The sequence below is a fragment of the Streptomyces sp. DH37 genome (assembly GCF_029813835.1).
In the GTDB taxonomy this organism is placed as follows: Bacteria; Actinomycetota; Actinomycetes; order Streptomycetales; family Streptomycetaceae; genus Streptomyces.
In genome coordinates this window covers 79,611-96,655 of the sequence record NZ_JARVKV010000015.1, presented here as the reverse complement: position 1 = coordinate 96,655, position 17,045 = coordinate 79,611, and the positions used below count along the sequence as shown (strand labels likewise).

At 76.3% G+C, this 17,045-nt stretch carries 14 protein-coding genes; 5 read left to right on the top strand and 9 right to left on the bottom strand.

Annotated features, from left to right (window positions below):
• Positions 1–76: 76 nt before the first annotated feature.
• The 3 genes from QC029_RS11100 to QC029_RS11090 form a co-directional block, all read right to left on the bottom strand.
• Positions 77–535: a nuclear transport factor 2 family protein gene (locus QC029_RS11100; protein WP_279555379.1), complete on the bottom strand. Its 459-nt coding sequence runs from the start codon at positions 533–535 to the stop codon at positions 77–79.
• A gap of 111 nt (positions 536–646) precedes the next feature.
• On the bottom strand, positions 647–3,433 hold the full coding sequence (locus QC029_RS11095; protein ID WP_279555378.1) for a LuxR family transcriptional regulator: 2,787 nt from the start codon (positions 3,431–3,433) through the stop codon (positions 647–649).
• A gap of 165 nt (positions 3,434–3,598) precedes the next feature.
• Positions 3,599–5,368 (bottom strand): S8 family serine peptidase, encoded by a 1,770-nt coding sequence (locus QC029_RS11090; RefSeq protein WP_279555387.1) that lies wholly within the window; start codon positions 5,366–5,368, stop codon positions 3,599–3,601.
• 664 nt (positions 5,369–6,032) lie between these two features.
• Between QC029_RS11090 and QC029_RS11085 the strand changes: the two genes are divergently transcribed.
• The 4 genes from QC029_RS11085 to QC029_RS11070 all read left to right on the top strand — a co-directional run bounded on the left by QC029_RS11085 (position 6,033) and on the right by QC029_RS11070 (position 9,101).
• Positions 6,033–6,221, top strand: a complete 189-nt coding sequence (locus tag QC029_RS11085) for a hypothetical protein (protein ID WP_279555377.1) — start codon at positions 6,033–6,035, stop codon at positions 6,219–6,221.
• A 92-nt stretch (positions 6,222–6,313) separates the two neighbouring features.
• On the top strand, positions 6,314–7,087 hold the full coding sequence (locus QC029_RS11080) for a hypothetical protein (RefSeq protein WP_279555376.1): 774 nt from the start codon (positions 6,314–6,316) through the stop codon (positions 7,085–7,087).
• The gene (locus QC029_RS11075; RefSeq protein ID WP_279555375.1) at positions 7,084–8,019 is read left to right on the top strand and encodes a hypothetical protein; all 936 of its coding nucleotides are present in this window, start codon (positions 7,084–7,086) and stop codon (positions 8,017–8,019) included. The genes QC029_RS11080 and QC029_RS11075 overlap by 4 nt, the downstream gene beginning before the upstream one ends.
• Positions 8,016–9,101: a serine hydrolase gene (locus QC029_RS11070; RefSeq protein WP_279555374.1), complete on the top strand. Its 1,086-nt coding sequence runs from the start codon at positions 8,016–8,018 to the stop codon at positions 9,099–9,101. Before QC029_RS11075 ends, QC029_RS11070 begins: the two co-directional genes overlap by 4 nt.
• Positions 9,102–9,108: 7 nt before the next feature.
• On the opposite strand, the gene QC029_RS11065 is transcribed toward QC029_RS11070, so the two are convergent.
• The 6 genes from QC029_RS11065 to QC029_RS11040 all read right to left on the bottom strand — a co-directional run bounded on the left by QC029_RS11065 (position 9,109) and on the right by QC029_RS11040 (position 15,377).
• On the bottom strand, positions 9,109–9,780 hold the full coding sequence (locus QC029_RS11065; protein WP_279555373.1) for a response regulator transcription factor: 672 nt from the start codon (positions 9,778–9,780) through the stop codon (positions 9,109–9,111).
• The gene (locus tag QC029_RS11060; protein WP_279555372.1) at positions 9,777–11,129 is read right to left on the bottom strand and encodes a sensor histidine kinase; all 1,353 of its coding nucleotides are present in this window, start codon (positions 11,127–11,129) and stop codon (positions 9,777–9,779) included. Before QC029_RS11060 ends, QC029_RS11065 begins: the two co-directional genes overlap by 4 nt.
• Entirely contained in the window at positions 11,122–12,390 is a 1,269-nt protein-coding gene (locus tag QC029_RS11055; protein WP_279555371.1) for an acyltransferase, read from the bottom strand. Before QC029_RS11055 ends, QC029_RS11060 begins: the two co-directional genes overlap by 8 nt.
• A complete protein-coding gene (locus tag QC029_RS11050; protein ID WP_279555370.1) occupies positions 12,383–13,354 on the bottom strand; it encodes an alpha/beta hydrolase in 972 nt (323 codons plus the stop codon). Before QC029_RS11050 ends, QC029_RS11055 begins: the two co-directional genes overlap by 8 nt.
• A 232-nt stretch (positions 13,355–13,586) precedes the next feature.
• The gene (locus tag QC029_RS11045) at positions 13,587–14,015 is read right to left on the bottom strand and encodes a VOC family protein (protein ID WP_279555369.1); all 429 of its coding nucleotides are present in this window, start codon (positions 14,013–14,015) and stop codon (positions 13,587–13,589) included.
• A 681-nt stretch (positions 14,016–14,696) separates the two neighbouring features.
• Complete coding sequence (locus QC029_RS11040) at positions 14,697–15,377, bottom strand: enoyl-CoA hydratase-related protein (RefSeq protein ID WP_279555368.1); 681 nt, start codon at positions 15,375–15,377, stop codon at positions 14,697–14,699.
• A gap of 258 nt (positions 15,378–15,635) precedes the next feature.
• On the opposite strand from QC029_RS11040, the gene QC029_RS11035 reads away from it, so the two are divergent.
• Complete coding sequence (locus tag QC029_RS11035) at positions 15,636–17,030, top strand: PP2C family protein-serine/threonine phosphatase (protein ID WP_279555366.1); 1,395 nt, start codon at positions 15,636–15,638, stop codon at positions 17,028–17,030.
• The last annotated feature ends 15 nt before the right edge of the window (positions 17,031–17,045 follow it).

Below are 17,045 nucleotides of genomic sequence, written 5' to 3'. Positions count from 1 at the left end.
GGCCCCTCGAATCCCTTCGAGGGGCCACCGCCGCGGTGTCGTGCTGTGGTGCCGTACGGGGCCGCGCGGAGCGCCGTCAGGAGGCGGGGGGCGCGACGGGGGCGTCGCGGTGGATGACCCGCGAGTGGGTGAGCAGCTCGCCGTCCCGCCGCACCAGCACGTCGTCGACGGTGAAGGTCGGCTGGAAGGAGACCTTCCCCTCGCGGTCGGTCTGGGTGACGAGGGTGTAGTACGACACCCGCAGGGTGTCCTCGTCGTGGGGGTCGACCTCGATCAGCAGGTGGCCGAACCAGTGCCGGACGGCGATGTCCCGGTAGCGCGGCAGGTTCGCCCGCATGCCCGCGACCATCCGCTCCCGGCCCTGCGCCCGTTCGCCGCTGGCGTGCACCACCACGCCGTCCTCGGTGAAGGTGTCCGCGAAGCCCTCGATGTCCAGGGCGTCCACGCGCCGCATCTGCCGCGCGTAGAACGTCTGCACCTCCGCGTAGAGGTCCCCGGTGACCTTGCTGCTGGTTGCCCGGACCGCCTGAGACACGGCGACTCCCTTCGGTGACGGCCTGCCGCCGGGGGCCGGCGGCACGATCCGCCCCCACGCTGCCGCGCCCGGCTTCAGCCCCGCTGGAGACCGGCTCGTACGGCCGGGAGGTCACTCGTCGCGCACCACCACCGCGAGCTGCGCCCGGCCGCGGATGCCGAGCTTGCGGTAGATGCGGGTCAGCCGGGCCTCGACGGTCTTGACGCTGAGGAAGAGCCTGGCCGCCGCCTCCTGGTTGCTCGCCCCCTGGCCCACGAGCAGGGCGAGCCGGCGCTCCGCCTCGGTGAGCCCCTCGGCGGGCGCGGCGGTCCCGTCGGGGGAGGGCGCGGAGTCGTCGCGCGGCGGCGCCCCGCCGGCCAGCCGCGCCCAGGGCCGGGCCCCGGCGCGGGCGAAGATCTCGGCGGCCTCGTCCAGGGCGGCCCGCGCGGACGCCCGGCGCCTGCGGCGGCGCTCGGTCCGCGCCAGCGCCAGCAGGGCGCGCCCCGCCTCGATCGGCAGCCCGTGCGCGGTGAAGCGGTCGGCGACGTCCCGCAGCAGCTCCGCCCCGGCGTCCGGGTCCCCGGTGGCCGCCAGGTACTGGCCCCGCACCCGGTCCAGGGCCGTCAGTACGGTGGAGCGTCCCAGCCGGCGGGCCACCGGGGCGACCTCCGCCAGCAGGTCGGCGGCCTTCTCCGGCTCCCCGGCGGCCACGTACGCCTCGGCCAGCTCCTCGTGCCAGCGCAGGACGGACGGGTCGGCGGTCATCGCGGCGATCGGCAGGTCGCGGATGCGGTCGAGCGTCCCGACGGCCCGGGCCGTCTCGCCCATGGCGAGCTGGACGCGCCCGAGCGCGTACAGGCCGCAGTGGAGGAAGATCTGGTCGCCCTCCTCACGGGAGGCCCGCAGGCTGCGGCGGGCGTAGTCCGCGGCCCGCAGGAAGCTGCCGCCCGCGGTCTCGGCCAGCGCGGCGCTGTACCACAGCGGTCCCGGGGAGATCCCGGCCTCCAGGGCGACGGCCACCGCGCGGCGGGCGTGGGTGAGGGCGGCGGCGCACTGCCCCCGGCGGGCCTCCACCTCGGCCAGGGTGCGCAGGGTGTCCACCAGGTCCTCGGTGCGTCCCAGGCGTTCGACGTCGGGGAGCAGGGCGAGCAGTCCGGTGCGCGCCTCGGTGAGCCGGTCGTCGAACAGGGCGTGGCGCAGGGAGAGCAGCCGGGGGGCGTTGCGCAGCGCGGGCGGGAGGCCGTCCTGCCGCATGGCGAGGGCCTCCTCGGTGCGCAGCCCGGACTCGGCCTCCCCCAGGATGCGGCTGGTGCGGGCGCGGGCCGTGGCCGCCAGGACGGCGGTCTCCTGGTCCCCGGCGGCCAGGGCCAGGCGGTACGCCTCCTCGGCGGTGGCGCGGGCCGCGGCGCTGTCGCCGTCGGCGAGCTGCTGCTTCCACACCAGCCGGACCAGGACGGACGCGCGCATCGCCGGGTCGTCGCCGGCGTCGGCCAGGGCGTGGGAGAAGGTCTCGTCGAGGTCGGTGAGGCCCTGGAAGGCGGTGTCCAGGATGGCGAGCCGGGCCCTCAGGCGGGCGGCGGGCGGGACGTCGCGGGCCAGGATGGCGTCGGCGGCCCGCTTGGACAGGTCGGGGCGGGCGGCGCGGGCCGCGTCGGCGGCGGCCCCCAGGAGCCGCTCCACCTCCTCCCCGGAGCGGCCGGCGGGGGTGCGTTCGGCGGCCAGCAGGCCGAGTTCGGCCGCGAGGGCGTGGTCCCCCCGCCGGCGGCAGGACTCCAGGGCGTCGTCGAGCTCCCCGGCCAGTTCCGTCCCGGCGTCGCACGGGTCGGCGGCCAGCGCCCGGTGGCGTACGGCCTGGACGGGGTCGCCGACGGCCCCGGCCAGAGCGGTGTGGCAGGCGGCCCGCTCCGCCCAGTCCGCCTCGGCCACCAGGGTCGCGGGCACCACCCCGGCGGTGAAGCAGACCGCGCCGTCCTCGCCGACGGTGACCAGTCCCGCCCGCTCGGCGGCCGCCAGGTCGGCCTCGGCCGAGGCCCGGCCCGCCCGGCGCAGCACGGTCGTGGTCGGCCGGACGGCCAGCGCGGCGAGCAGCAGGGTGGGGTGCGCCCCGGCGGGCACGTCGGCCAGCATGTGCCGGGCGGCGGCCCGCGCCTCGCCGCCCAGCGGCAGCGCGTCGGCGCGGTGGACGAAGGTGCGGGCGCCCGCCAGGGAGCGGCCGATGGCCAGGGCGAGCCGCGGGTTGCCGCCGCTGGCCTGGTGGATGCGCCCGGCCAGCCGGGCGGGCAGTCCGTGGTCGGCCAGCAGCGCCGCGATGTGGTCGGCGCCGAGCGGGGGGACGGGGACGACGCGGGGGCCGAGGTGGCCGAAGAGGTTCTCCGCGTACAGCGGGCTGGTGTGCTGCCGTTCGGCCACCAGGGCGCGTACGCCGGGCGGCGCCTTGTGCAGGGCGAAGCGGAGCAGGGCGGAGCTGTCGGGATCCAGCCACTGGGCGTTGTCCACCACCAGCAGCACGGGTCCGGCGGCGGCCAGGGCGCGCAGCACCTGGGCCACGGCCAGCCTCAGGGCGACACGGTCCTGCCCGGCGGCGGGCACCTCGGCCTCGCGGCGGGCCACGGCGATCGCGGTGCGCTGCGGTCGCGGCAGTGCCCGTACGGCGGCCTCGGGCACGTCGTCCAGCAGTCCGGCCGCGCCGGCGCCCGGGATCTCCCGGTCCGCCTCCTCCGGCGCCAGCCACAGGACGGTCTCCCCCCGCGCGCGGCGCTCCTCCCGCCGGGCCACGGCGGCGACCAGGGCCGTCTTGCCGATGCCCGGCGGGCCGGTGAGGGCGGCCCTGCCGTGGCCCCGCAGTGTGTCCTCCAGGTGTTCCAGCAGGTCGCCGCGTCCGACCAGCGCCGGACGGGGGACTTCCCGCTCCAGGCCCATACACCGCCTCCGGTCGTGTACATGCCCCGTATTCCGTGAGGATACGGAGGCCGCGGGCTACCGGTCGACGGCGGCCCGGACCGGGAGGAGATCCCCGGTGGGGGTCGGGGACCGTCTGGGGAGGCCGTCCCGTCGGGTGGACGGCCGGTCAGAGGGTCGCCCCGGTCAGAAGGTCAGGCTCCAGGAGTCGATGTAGCCGGTGTCACCGGAGTAGACGTCCCTGACGCGGAGCTTCCAGGTGCCGTCGGCCGCCACCGAGGAGGCGTCGACGGTGTAGGTGGCGATCACGTCGTCGGCGCTGTCGTAGGCCGACCGCTTGAGGTTGGCGCTGCGCCCGTCGGGGGTGACCAGGTCGATGACCAGGTCGCCGCGGTAGGTGTGCTTGATGTCGACGGAGACCCGCAGACCGGCCGGCGCGTTGCCGCCGCGGCCGCTCACCGCGATCGGGGAGGTGACGCCGGTGGAGTTGCCGTCCGGGATGGCGACGTCGGTGCCGTTGGTGTACGTGCCGCCCGCCGGGGGCTCCCCGCCGCCCCCGCTGTCGCCGCCCGCGGCCGCGACCGTCGCCGCGGCGTCGGCCAGGCCGGCGCCGCAGCCGCCGCCGCAGGTGCCGGGCAGGGGGCGGGCGGTGGACTTGACGAGCTGCTCGATCCGGGCCGGGCTCAGCGCGGGGTCGACCGACTTCGCCAGCGCGGCCAGGCCGGCGATGTGCGGGGCGGCCATGCTGGTGCCCTGGTAGTAGGCGTAGCTCTCGCCGCCCGGCACGGTGCTGCCGCTGTTCAGCGTGGAGAGGATGCCGTTGGTCCGGGTCGCGGTCTCGCCGCCGGGGGCGGTGATGTCCACGACGGTGCCGTGGTTGGAGTAGTCGGCCCGGTTGCCCTGGCGGTCGCCGGCGGCGACGGTGATGACGTTGCTGCAGCTCGCCGGGGTGAAGTTGGCGGCGTTGGCGTTGCTGTTGCCCGCCGCGACGACGACCGTGGTGCCGCGACCCACGGCGCCGTTGATCGCGTTCTGGTAGGTGCTGGAGCAGGTGCCGCTGCCGCCCAGGCTCATGTTGATGACGTCGGCGGGCGTGGGGTTGGCCGGTGCGCCGGCGACGGTGCCGCCGGAGGCCCAGGTGATGGCGTCGGCGATGTCGGCCGTGGTGCCGCCGCACTTGGCGAGCACGCGGACGGGCTGGATCTTCGCGCCGTACGCGACGCCCGCGACGCCCTTGCCGTTGCCGGCCGCCGCGGCGATGGTGCCCGCGACGTGGGTGCCGTGCCAGGAGGAGGGGCTGTCGTAGGTGACGCCGCACTCGCCGGCGCCGAACCAGTCGCCCTCGTCGGCGGGGTTGCCGTCGCGGCCGTTGCCGTCCCGCGCCTCGGCGGCGCTGGAGACGAAGTCGTAGCCGGGGACGATGTTGGCGGCGAGGTCGGAGTGGCTGACGTAGCCGGTGTCGAGGACGGCGACGACCGTGCCCCGGCCGGTGGACTTCTCCCAGGCGCCGGGGACGCGCATGCCGGCGGTGGACTCGAAGAGGTCCCACTGGCTGGCGTAGTGCGTGTCGTCGGGGGTCGCCATCGCGTACGCGCGGGTGTTCGGCTCGGCGTAGGCGACGTCCGGGTCGGCCTCGAACGCCTCGACGATCTCGTCGATCCCGGCCCGGGAGGTCCTGCCCTCCACCTCGTACAGGGCGGCGCCCGTGGCCAGGCGGCGCTCGAACCTCAGCCCCTGCCCGGTCTTCCTCCCCTTGTCGGCGGCCTCGGCGGTGGCGGCGCTCCTGGAGTCCGCGGCCTCGGCGCGCTCCTTGTAGGCGACGATGACGCCGTCGGCGGGCAGCTCGGGCAGCCCGGACAGCCCGGACAGCTCAGTGCGCTGCTCACCGGCCCCGGGAGCGGTGTCACCGGCCGGCGGGGCGGCGACCGCGGTGGACGCGGCGGCGGCTCCGCCCATGAGGGTGGCGGTCGCCGCCAGCACGGATATCAGTCTTCGCCCAGGGGCCTTCAAGGGTGGGTCCTTTCGAAGCTGCCCGAACGGACCGGGCAGTGGGGGGTGCCTGTTGCGGGGGGGCCGGCGTCCCGGGCGGACCGAGCACGACTTCAGATCCGCCCGGGGAACCCCGGTGCGCCTGACCATAGGAATCCGCCGACCGGCCCCGATACGGGGAAAACCCTTGCGTCCCCTCCCCCCGCCCCCGTCCCGCCGCCCGCGCGGCGGCGAACGGGGGGCGTACGTCCGGAAAAGCCCGGATGGCGGCCCGGCCGGGCGCGGGGCGGCCGGGCGCGGGCGCCGCCGCGGCGGGAGGGGGCCGGCGGATCCGCGTCCCCGTCACGCTGCGCCCCGCCTCCACCGGAACGCCGTGCCGTGCTCCTTCGCGCTACTCCGAACAGGCGAATACGGAAGCGGCCTCCCGCCCCGTCCGCGAGTCCCCGCGGGCCGTCCGGCCGCCTCCGGCCCAGGTCGGCGGGGGTCGTTCCCCGTGGAACACGGAAAGCGGATATACGCAAGACCGACTAAATGCGCACATGCGCATTCGGCTGTCTCTTCGTAACGTCAATCACGAAGTCGCCCACATGGGGCGACTGCCCCGCAGAGCATCACAACGAGGAGGAAACCGATGCTCACTCACGCCACGACGGGAACCACCCTCTCCCCCGCCGCCCCGGCCGAGCGGCACGCGGTCACCGACCTGATGACCGTGCACGAGGCTCCGGTCAGTGACTCGCCGGTGTGGGCGCCCGAGGCGGCCGGCCTCCTGCTGCTCGGACTCGCGCTCCTGCTCTCCCCGAGGGAGCCCAAGAAGTAGCGCACCCGCCTGACGGCCGGGCGACAGGAATGCGACGAAACCCATAAGAAACGGCATAACATGACAGACCGAATCAGAGAGGTAGGTCACTGATGCCGAATCCGGACGTCTCGCCGCGTGCGGCGTACGCGTCGGCGGTGGAGAGTCTGGCCAACCGCGTCCTCGGTGCCCTGCGGGGCGCCGAGGACGCGGCGGTGGTGGCGGCCCAGGTGGAGGACGCCCCGGACCCCAAGGCGGCCCTGGCCGCCGTACGGGTGCTGGGCCCCGACGTCTTCGCTCCCGCACTGCTCGCCGGAAGGGCCTTCGGGCCCGCGGACGCCCGGGCCGTGGCCGACTCCTTCCGGATCTTCCCGCCCGACCCCGGCGCCGCGCCCGACGCCGCGTGGCGCGACTGGACGACCGTGCGGCTCCTCGCCCGGTTCGGCGACGCGCCCGAGGACACCCTGGGCGTGCCCGAACCGGCCGCCTTCGAGGAGGCGGCGGAACCCGACGGCCCCAACAGCACCGACGGCACCGACGGCCCGGTCCCCTCCTGGCGCACCCGGTCCCTGCGCATGGCCGGACTCCACCCGCTCGCCCTGCCGGACGTGGACGGCCCGGTCCACGAGGCGGCCCTCCGCCGGCTGCGCGACCTGAGCCGGGGCACGAGCCGCGCGATGCTGCGCCGCGACTACCCGACCGCGGCGCGCCTGGCGCGCTGGCTGGCCTGGGCGGTCCACCGCGGGACGCGGCCGGAGCTGGACGCGGCCGCCGTGGTGCGGCACCTGGAGCTGCACTGCGGAAGCGGCGGGCGCACCGCGCTGGACATCGCCGTCGCGCGCCATCTGCTGGACCAGTCGGAGAGGCCGGGAGGACCGACCGCATGAGCACGCCCCGCACCACCGCCCCGGCGCCCGCCCCCGTACGGCAGTCGGCCCACCGGGTGGCGAGCCGCGCCCTCGGCTGGCTGCGCCGCCACTGCGAACTGGGCTCGCTGCCGCCCGGCACCACCGCGGAACTCGCCCACCCCGACAGCGTCTACAAGCCGCTGGGCGAGACGGCGCTCGCCGCCTCCCTGGTGCTGCGCGAGGGGGTGGCCACCGCGCAGGAGCGGAAGATCGCCCGCGAACTGCTCGACTTCGCCTGGTGGGAGCTGCGCGGCGGCGACATGTTCTACGAGCGCCAGCTGCGGTACGTGATGATGACCGACCCGCTGGAGCTGTACACGCACTTCGTCCGCGCGGGCTACCGCCACGAACGCCTGGACACCCTCCTGGAGCACCTGGCCGGCCTGGTCCCGGTGGACGCCGTCGAGCACGTGCCCAACCGCCGTCTGGCCATCGCCAACGCCTCCCGCCTGGCGGGGATCGACCGCGGCATCGACTGGGACCGGCTCATCGGCGCCACCTGGCTCGGGAACACCCCCGAGCCGTGGGTCATCGACTGGATGACGGGCTACTCCGTGACGCACGCCGTCTTCCACATCACCGACTGGGGCGCCCGTCCCGAGCACCTCCCGCAGCACATCGAGGACTACCTCCAGCTCTGGCTGCCGGTGTGGCTGGACGTCTGGCGGGAGGTCCAGGAGTGGGACCTCTTCGCCGAGCTGATGATCGTCGGAAGCTGTCTGAGGGAGCCGTACCGCGATCCGGCGCTGTGGGAGGAGCTGGCCTCCGTGCAGCACGAGGACGGACTGCTGCCCCGGGACGGCAAGGAGGTCGAGGGCGACGCCGCCCGGATCTTCCTGGACCACCACCACCCCACCATCGTCGCGGCCGTCGCGGGCACGCTGGCGCTCTCCCGCGCCTCCGGCCGATGACCGCCGCCACGTCGCCCCAGCCGGGGCCCGACCCCGTGTCCGCCGCGGAGTCCGCACCCGACCGGTGCGGGCTCTCCCTCCCCCTGGAGGCGGTCGCCGCCGCCGCGCCCGGCCCGGCGGTGGCGGTCGTGGCGGTACGGGCGGACGAGTCGAGGCTGCTGTGCCGGGGCTCGTCGGCCGCCACCCGCTTCGAACTCGGCTCGGTGACCAAGACGTTCACCGCCCTGCTGCTGGCCGAGGCGGCGGCGCGGGGCGAGGTCGGCGTCGACGACCCGATCGCCGACCACCTCCCCGCCGCCGCCGTGCCCGAGGGGTACGGCGGCCGGATCACCCTCGCGCACCTGGCCACGCACACCTCCGAGCTGCCCGTGCTGCCGCCGGGACTGCTGTTCAGGGCCGTGCCCCGCCTCTACACCAACCCCTACGAGACCTTCACCCCCGACCACCTGCTGCGCGCGCTCTCCCAGACGCGGGTGCGCCGCCCGCCCGGCACGCGGGTGCGCTACTCCAACTTCGGGGTCGGCCTGCTGGGCCGGCTGCTGGCCGACGCGGCGGGCACCACGTACGAGCGGGCGCTCGCCGCCCGGGTGCTGGAGCCGCTGGGGCTGGCCGACAGCACCTGCGACCCCGACCTGCCCCAGGCCACCGGCCACTGGCACGGCCGCCCCCGTCCGCCCTGGCGCATCCCGGGCCTGCCGGGCGCGGGCGCGCTGCGCTCCAGCGCCCGCGACCTCCAGCGCTACCTGGAGGTCCTGCTCTCCCCTCCCCCGGAGGCGGGCGACGCCCTGCGCACCGCGCTGCACGACGTCACCCGGCCGCGGGTGACCGCGCCCGGCGGCGACCGGATGTGCCTGGTGTGGAAGACGCGCACGCACGACGCGCGCGACGGCGGCACCTTCGACCTGCTGTTCCACTCCGGCGGCACGCGCGGCTTCACGTCCTTCACCGGCTTCTGCCCCGCCGCCCGCACCGGTCTGGCGGCGGTGACCAACAGCTCCCCCACCCTGCGCGGCGCCTTCATCCGCACCGCCTACCGCACGCTGCGCGACCTGGCCGCCGAGGCGCCCGCGCGCCGCGTCTGAACCCCCCTCAGTACCCGGCCGGGCGCACCAGCCCCGTCTCGTAGGCGAAGACCGCGGCCTGGGTGCGGTCGCGCAGGCCCAGCTTGAGCAGGATCCGGCCGACATGGGTCTTCACGGTCTGCTCCGCCACCACCAGGCGCACGGCGATCTCCGCGTTGGACAGGCCCTGCGCGATCAGCGACAGGACCTCGGTCTCGCGCTCGGTCAGCTCTCCGACGCGCTCCCTGAGCGGGGCGCGGGGCCCGCGGCTCACCCGGGAGAACTCCGCGATCAGGCGCTTGGTGACGTTCGGGGAGAGCAGGGCGTCCCCGGCCGCCACCACCCGCACCGCGTGGGCGAGTTCGGCCGCCGAGGCGTCCTTCAGGAGGAAGCCGGAGGCGCCCGCGCGCAGCGCCTCGTACACGTACTCGTCGAGGTCGAAGGTGGTCAGCACCAGGACCCTGGGGACGTCTCCCCCCGCCCCGGTGATGCGGCGGGTCGCCTCGATGCCGTCGAGTCCGGGCATCCGGATGTCCATCAGGATCACGTCCGGGCGCAGTTCGGCGGCCCTGGCCACGGCGTCGAGTCCGTCGACGGCCTGGCCGGCGACCTCGATGCCGGGCTCGGCACCCAGCAGCACCGTGAAGCCCTGGCGGACCATCACCTGGTCGTCGGCTATCAGCACGCGGACGGTCGTCACGGGGCCTCCTCGGGGGTGGCGGGGTCGGGGGCGGGGGTGCCGGCGGGCAGGACCGCGGTCACCTCGTAGCCGCCGTCCGGGGTGGGCCCGGCGGCCAGGTCGCCGCCCAGCATGGCAGCGCGCTCGCGCATGCCCGGCAGCCCGTGCCCCCCGCCCCGCGCGGGTCCCTCCGGCCGGGCGGCGCGGACGCCCCGGACGCGCCCCTGCGGCGCGGTGTTGACGACCCGCACGGCCAGGCCGCCCGGCCGGTACCCGACCTCCACCCGCACCGCCGCCCCCGGCGCGTGCCGCATCGCGTTGCTGAGCGCCTCCTGGACGATGCGGAACGCCGACAGCTCCACGCCCGGCGGCAGCGGACGCGGCTCCCCGGTGGTCCGGGCGGTGACGTCGATCCCGGCGCCGCGCACGTTGCCGAGCAGTTCGTCCAGCCGGGCGAGGGTGGGCTGCGGGGCGTAGCGCGCGCTCCCCGACGGCGCCTCCTCCGAGCGCAGCACGCCCAGGACGCGGCGCAGTTCGGTCAGCGCCTCCAGGGCGTTGCGGCGGATGCCGTCGAGGTTCTCCCGCAACTCGCCGGAGGGGTTCTCGACCAGGTGCGGGGCGACCTGCGCCTGGATGGAGATCACCGACATGTGGTGGGCGACCACGTCGTGCAGCTCGCGGGCGATCCGGTGGCGCTCCTCCAGCAGGGTGCGCCGGGCCCGCTCCCCGGCGGTGAGCTCCTCCTGCTCGGCCAGCCGGCTGCGCGCCACGCGGCGCCCGCGCAGCGCGGCGCCGACCACCACGGCGATCACCAGGGTCACGAGGGCGGCGCCGGTGTTGCCCTCGCGGGCGGGGAGCGGGCCCCCGACGGCCAGGCCCGCCAGCGCGCCGACGGCCAGCGTCTCGGCCGCGACCCGGGGCCGGGCGCGCAGCGCCACCAGGAACAGCACACCGGCCTGGAGCGTGAGCCCCGCGGCGGTCCAGGGGAGCTCCCGTCCCGCGGGGTGGGGGTTCGCGTACCACGCGACCACGACCATGGCGGCCGTCGACGCCCACCAGGCGGGCACCGGGCGGAGCATCGCGCCGACGAGCGCGGCCGACTGGACGCCGGCGAGCAGCAGACCGAGCGGGGCGGACATCCGGTGGACGTGCGCGTAGTCGTCCGCGTTGACGACGAGCAGGAACACCGCGAGCAGCACCACCGGCACCGCGAGCGCCGGCGTCCAGTCCGCCCAGCCCGGCCGCCCGGTGCGCGGCAGCGGCTCGGCGGCCGTCGTCAGCAGGTCCTCGCGCAGGGCGCGCGGCACCGCCCGCAGCCCCCTTCCGATCCTTCCCACCACGTCCCCCCTCGCCCGTCCGACCCTAGCCATGCCGCACCGTCCCCGTCCGTTCCTCCCGTTCCCGCCGCTCCGGGCTGTCCGGGCTGTCCGGACGCTCGGTTCGCCCCGCCGCCCCCTCCGGGCGTCCCCGCTCGGACGCGCCGAAGGCCGCCAGGCACACCAGCAGCGCCGCCGCGAACACCGGCAGCCACAGCAGCCGGGCGAGCACCCAGCCGACCGTGCCGGGGACGGTGTGCAGTCCGGGCAGCGGCCCCTCCGCGAGCAGGCCGACCGCCGTGACCGCGATCATCGCGGTCTGGTGCCAGAGGAAGAGCGTCATCGCGAAGAGGTTCACCAGCGCCACCGCGGCCCAGGCCGCGGGGCGGCGCATCGCCCGCCGCAGCGGGCCGAGCAGCAGCAGGGCCGCGCCGCACTGGGCCACGCCGAAGCACACCGCGGCGAGGGTGGGCGGCGCGAGGTTGGAGACCTCGGCGCCGGGCACCCCGACCATGGCCGCCGGATAGCCCGCCCACCGCACCAGCCCGGCGGTCGCGGCGGCGCCGCCGAGCAGCAGCGCCCAGCCGGTACGGCGTCCCGGCGGGCCGCCGCGGGCCCAGGCCGCGCCCAGGCAGTACGGAACCAGCCAGCCGGCCGCCACGTTGACCGAGCCGAGCCAGGAGGGCCCTCCGGCCGGGCCGAACCGCGCCAGGTCGACGCAGAGCACGGCGGCGAACGGCCACAGCGGGTGCAACCGGGCCACCAGCGGGGTCGCCGCCGTCAGCGCGGTGAAGACCAGCAGGAACCACAGCGGCGACCACACCAGCGCGCACAGCGTGCGGACGGTGCCCGGATCCGCCCCGGCCGCGAGCATCGCGCCCGCCGCGGCGGCCCACACCGCGAGCACGGCGGCGACCGGCCGGAACAGCCGGGCCAGCCGGGCGCCCAGCCACCGCCCGTACGGCACGCCCCGGGCGCGGGCGGACGCCTGGCCCCTCGCCGCCACCATCCCGCCCACCAGGAAGAACACCGCCAGCGTCTGGAACACCCAGGAGAAGGGGGCGAGCCCGGGCATGTGCCGCAGCGGGCTGTCCCCGCGCACCGCGCCGCTGTCGGCGACCAGGGCGGTCACCAGCCAGTGGCCGAGCACCACGCCGAGGACGGCGGCGGCGCGCAGCGCGTCGACGGCGCGGTCGCGGCCGGGCGGGGTCGCGGCGTCGATCCGCCGGACGAGGCGGGCGAGACGTGAGGGACGGAGGAGGCGGCCAGGGCCGAAGAGGCGGGGGAGGCGGGAGAGGCGGACGGGGTCACGCATGGCGGGCCTCCCCGGCGGGAGGCCGTCCGGCCACGATCCGGGCGATGTTCGCCAGGGACCGCGATCCGGGTACGAGGTAGTCGCTGTGCCCGCCGCCGCCCGCGTCGAAGACACGGGCGCCGAACTCCCGCGAGACCGGATCGGCCCCCAGCCCGAGCGTCGCGCCGGGCAGTTCCAGCCGTACGTTCGGCACCCGGGCGATCCAGTCGCCGCCGCCCCGGCCGGCCCAGACGACCGCCCGGGTGCGCAGCCCGGCGGCGCTGTCGGCGCCCGCGCCGGGGCCGCCGTACAGCACCAGGGCGTCGGCCTCCAGCCCGGACGCGGCCAGTCCGCAGACCACGGCGCCGTAGGAGTGGCACAGCAGCGAGATCCGCGCGCCGGGCCGGGCGTGCGCCAACTCGCCGGTGAAGCGCCGCAGGCCCGGCGCGGCCTCCTCCGCCCGGCCGGTCGTCAGCACCGCGGGGCTCACCGTGCCCGGCGTCTCGTACCCGAGCCAGGCGACGACGGCGGACCGCCCGTCCAGCTCCCGCAGGAGCGTCCGCGCGCCCGTCCGCAGGCGCTCGTACCGGTCGAGGCCGGTGTCCGAGCCGGGCACCAGGACGGCGATCCGCCCGGCCCGGGACAGGTCGCCGAAGACCTCCGCGCTCCGGCCGCCGTCGCGCCCGTCGAAGAGGAGGAAGCGGCGGTCCGGCTCCGCCATGGCCCGCAGCGCGGCGGCCCGCCCCGCGTCGCCGTGCCGCCCGGCCGCCCGCCCGGCCGCCCGTATGCCCGCGCGGTTGGCGGCGTACCGCGCGGCCAGCGCCTCGGGGCTCGCCACCAGCGGCCCGAGGGCGGCCGGCTCCGGCGCCGGGACCTGCGACGGCCGTGCCGCCCCCGCCACCGGAACGGCCACCGAGGCGACCACCAGCGCGCTGAGCAGGGCACGGCGCAGACGTCTGCGTCTGCGGCGCGGACGGAACCCCATGACGAACGCTCCCCTCGGTACCGGATGCCTGTCGTGCATCCGGTCCGAAGCTAGGGAGCGGGCCCCGTGGTCGGCGTCCCCCCGGAGAGCCCACCCGCCGCGTGGCTCCCGGGTATGACGGGTACGGCCTCGCCCGCCGCCCGCACCGCCCGCGCGCGGGGTGACCGGCGGGCCGGCTCCCGCGCGCCGGGCCCGGTGCGCGGGAGCCGGCGGACCGCCACCGGACGGTCTGCTACGGCCGCGCGTAGGGGCGCGTCATGATCTCCATGTTGTGGCCGTCCGGGTCGTCGAAGTACGCGCCGCGTCCGCCGAAGAGGCGGTTGATCCCGCCGGGCTCGGTGTGGTGGGGGTCGGCGTAGTAGGTGACCCCCATCGCCTCCAGGCGGGCGATCATGGCGTCGAACCGCTCGTCGGGCACGAGGAACGCGTAGTGCTGCGACTGGATCGGCTCGTCACGCAGCTCGTGGTAGTCGAGCGTCACGCCGTTGCCGAGGTCGACGGGCAGGAACGGCCCGAACGGGGCGCCGACCTCCAGGCCCAGGATCGCGGCGATGAACTCGGCCGACGACCGCCGGTCCCTGGCGTACACGACGGTGTGGTTCAGCTGGACGGTGGTGGCCGACGGCTCGGTCTCGCTCCGGTGGTGCTGCTCGGGTGGCATCTGTGGTGTCTCCGGTCTCGGGATCCGCTGGGACGGGCGCCGCGTGGGGCGCCGGTGGGAGGAGACGGAGAAGGGCGGGGCTCTCGCCCGCCCCGCGCTCACGCCGGGGCCGGGCGCCCCACTCGTGTGTGGCCCATGGCCGACCCGGCAGTCACCCGGCCGACCCTAGTGCCCGCCGCGGGCCGGGGCCACGGCGTTTCCGGCCGTGTCCCGCCGCGGGCGGGCCGGAGGGCCGCCGCCTACCGCCTCCGCAGCTCCCCCGTGCTCGGGAAGGCGGCCGACGCTCCGCCGAGGAGAAGGCCCGCCACCGGAAGGCCGTCCACAGGGCACGCCGGTCGCTCACGGAGACGAGCCCCCGCAGCACCGCGGCCATGAGGAGCGGAGAGGCCGACAGCATGCTCACCGGCACCGACCACCCGGATTCCGGCAGCAGGACCCCCGGAACGTCAGCAGGGCACACGCCAGCGACGCGGTCCCCAGAACGGCCGCGACTCCGCCGTGCAGCCTGTAACCCCACCCCGTGCCCCCTGCCTCCCGGACGGCCGGAACGACCGGAGCGACCGGAACGGCCCGGAGGCGGCGCCGCGCCGGGCGGCGGAGTGCACCGGGTGCGGACGGCCGTCCGCGGCCCGGCCGCGCGGAGCCGGGACGGCGGCCCGTCCCCGGTGTCCGGCCGGCGGGTCAGCCGCCGAGGCTGAGCGGGATCTCCTCGGCGCGCAGCTCCGCGGCGGCCGGGCCGTACATGCGGGACTTGATCGTGCCGAGGGTGGGCCCGGCCTTGCCCGCCAGGGAGCCGGCGATCTCGATCGCCGTCCCGCGGACGGCGCCCTCCTCCACCGCGCGGTCGACGATCCCGGCGGCCAGCGCGTCCTGTCCGCCGTAGCGGCGGGCGGTGGTCATGGACTCGTGGGCCGTCTGCGGGGTCAGCCGGGCCTGGATGAGGGCGGACATGCCGGGGGTGAAGGGGATGTGGATGTCGGCCTCGGGCAGGCACCAGAAGCCCCGGTCGGCGCGCATCACGCGGAAGTCGTGGCAGAGGGAGAGCATGGCGCCGGCCGCGAAGGTGTGCCCCTGGAGGGCGGCCACGGTGATCAGCGGCAGGGTCAGCACCCGGGCGAAGAGCTCCTGGACGCCGGCCGCGTACTCGGCGGCCCTGTCGGTGTTGGCCAGGAGCCACTCGAGGTCCAGGCCGTTGGAGAAGAACTTGCCGGTCGCCGCGGTGACCAGGGCGCGCGGCCCCTCGGCCTTCTCCACCTCGTCCAGCAGGGCGCCGACCGAGGCGAGCCAGTCGGGGTGGAAGCGGTTCTCGCCGTCCCCGAGGTCGAGGACGAAGACGTCGCCTTGGCGGTCGAGCGTGGGCATGGCTGCTCCTTCGGGCAGGGGGTGGAACCGGCCGGTCGCCGCGAACGCGGACCTACTGGCCAGTAACCGCGATGCCCGCATGCTACCGAGCACCCCTTCGGCAGGCATCCGCCGCACCGGATCGCGGATCGCCACTTACCGAACAAAAGGGTCTTAGCATAAACCTGTGAAGCGTCGCCGGTGGAAGATACCGGCCACTCTCCCCCGCGGGGAGACGGACCGGATAGCGTGCTCGCCCCACAGCGACGAGGAGGGTCAATGGAGCAGGGCCAGGAGCCGCGGCGGCAGGAACAGGGGCTGTCCCCCGCCCCGTCGGACGGCCCGGACGCCGACCCCGGCCGGATCGCCGAGACCGCCGAAACCACAGAGCTCACCGAGATCACCGAGCAGATCCGGTCCCTGACCCGCGCCCAGGAGCGGCTGCAGAGCCTGCTCGACGCCGTGATGGCCATCAGCCGCGAGCTGGAGCTGCCCGTGGTGCTGCGCCGCATCGTCACCACCGCGATGGAGCTGGTCGACGCCCGCTACGGCGCCCTCGGCGTACTGGACGAGACCGGCGAGATGCTGGAGCAGTTCATCCCGGTCGGGCTGAGCCGGGAGGAGGAGGCCGCGCTCGCCGGTGTGGAGCTCCCCCGGGGCCACGGCCTGCTCGGGCACCTGATCCGCAACCCCGAGCCGCTGCGGGTCGAGCACATCGGCGCCCACCCCAACTCCTCGGGCTTCCCGCCCGGGCACCCGCCGATGCGCACGCTGCTGGGCGTCGCGATCAGCGTCCGGGGCGAGATCTACGGCGACCTGTACCTGACCGACCGGCGCGACGGCCGCCCCTTCGACGCCCAGGACGAGAACATCGTCACCGCGCTGGCGGGCGCGGCGGGCGTGGCCATCGAGAACGCCCGCCTGTTCGAGCAGGTCCGCTCCGGCGCCGAGAACTTCCAGCGCCTGCTGCTGCCCCGGCTGCCCGACCTCCAACCGTTCAGCGGATCGGCCGTCTACCGGCCCGCGACGGCCCCCGGGCAGCTCGGCGGGGACTGGTACGACGCCATCCTGCTGCCCGACCGGTCCTGCGCGGCCGTCATCGGCGACGTCGTCGGGCACGACCTGAGGGCCGCGGCCTCCATGGCCCAGACCCGCAACATGCTCCGCGCGCTGCTGTACGACCGGCGCACCCCGCCCAGCCTGGTCCTCTCCCAGCTCGACCGCACCCTCCACGCGATCACCGAGAGCCCCGTCACCACCGCCTGCCTGGCCCGCATCGAGCCGGAGGACGACGGGTGGTGCCTGCACTGGAGCACCGCCGGGCACCTGCCGCCCCTGGTGATCACGCCGGACCGGAGGACGAGCTATCTGCACGCCGACCCCGGCGTGCCGCTCGGCGTCGACACCCGGCAGCCCCGCCCCGACCACACCCGCCCCCTGCCGGGCGGAACCACGGTGGTCCTCTTCACGGACGGGCTGGTGGAGCACCCGAAGCGCTCCCTCGACGCGTGCATGGACGAGCTCGCCGAGGTCGCCGCCGCCCATGCCGACGAGCCGCCGGACAAGCTGTGCCGGATCCTGGCCGACCACCACACCAGCGACGGCCACGACGACATGGCCGTGCTCGTCCTGCGCACCCCCGAGGTCCCGCCCGGCCGGCCCCTGCCGGCCTGACGGTGCCAGCTCCCT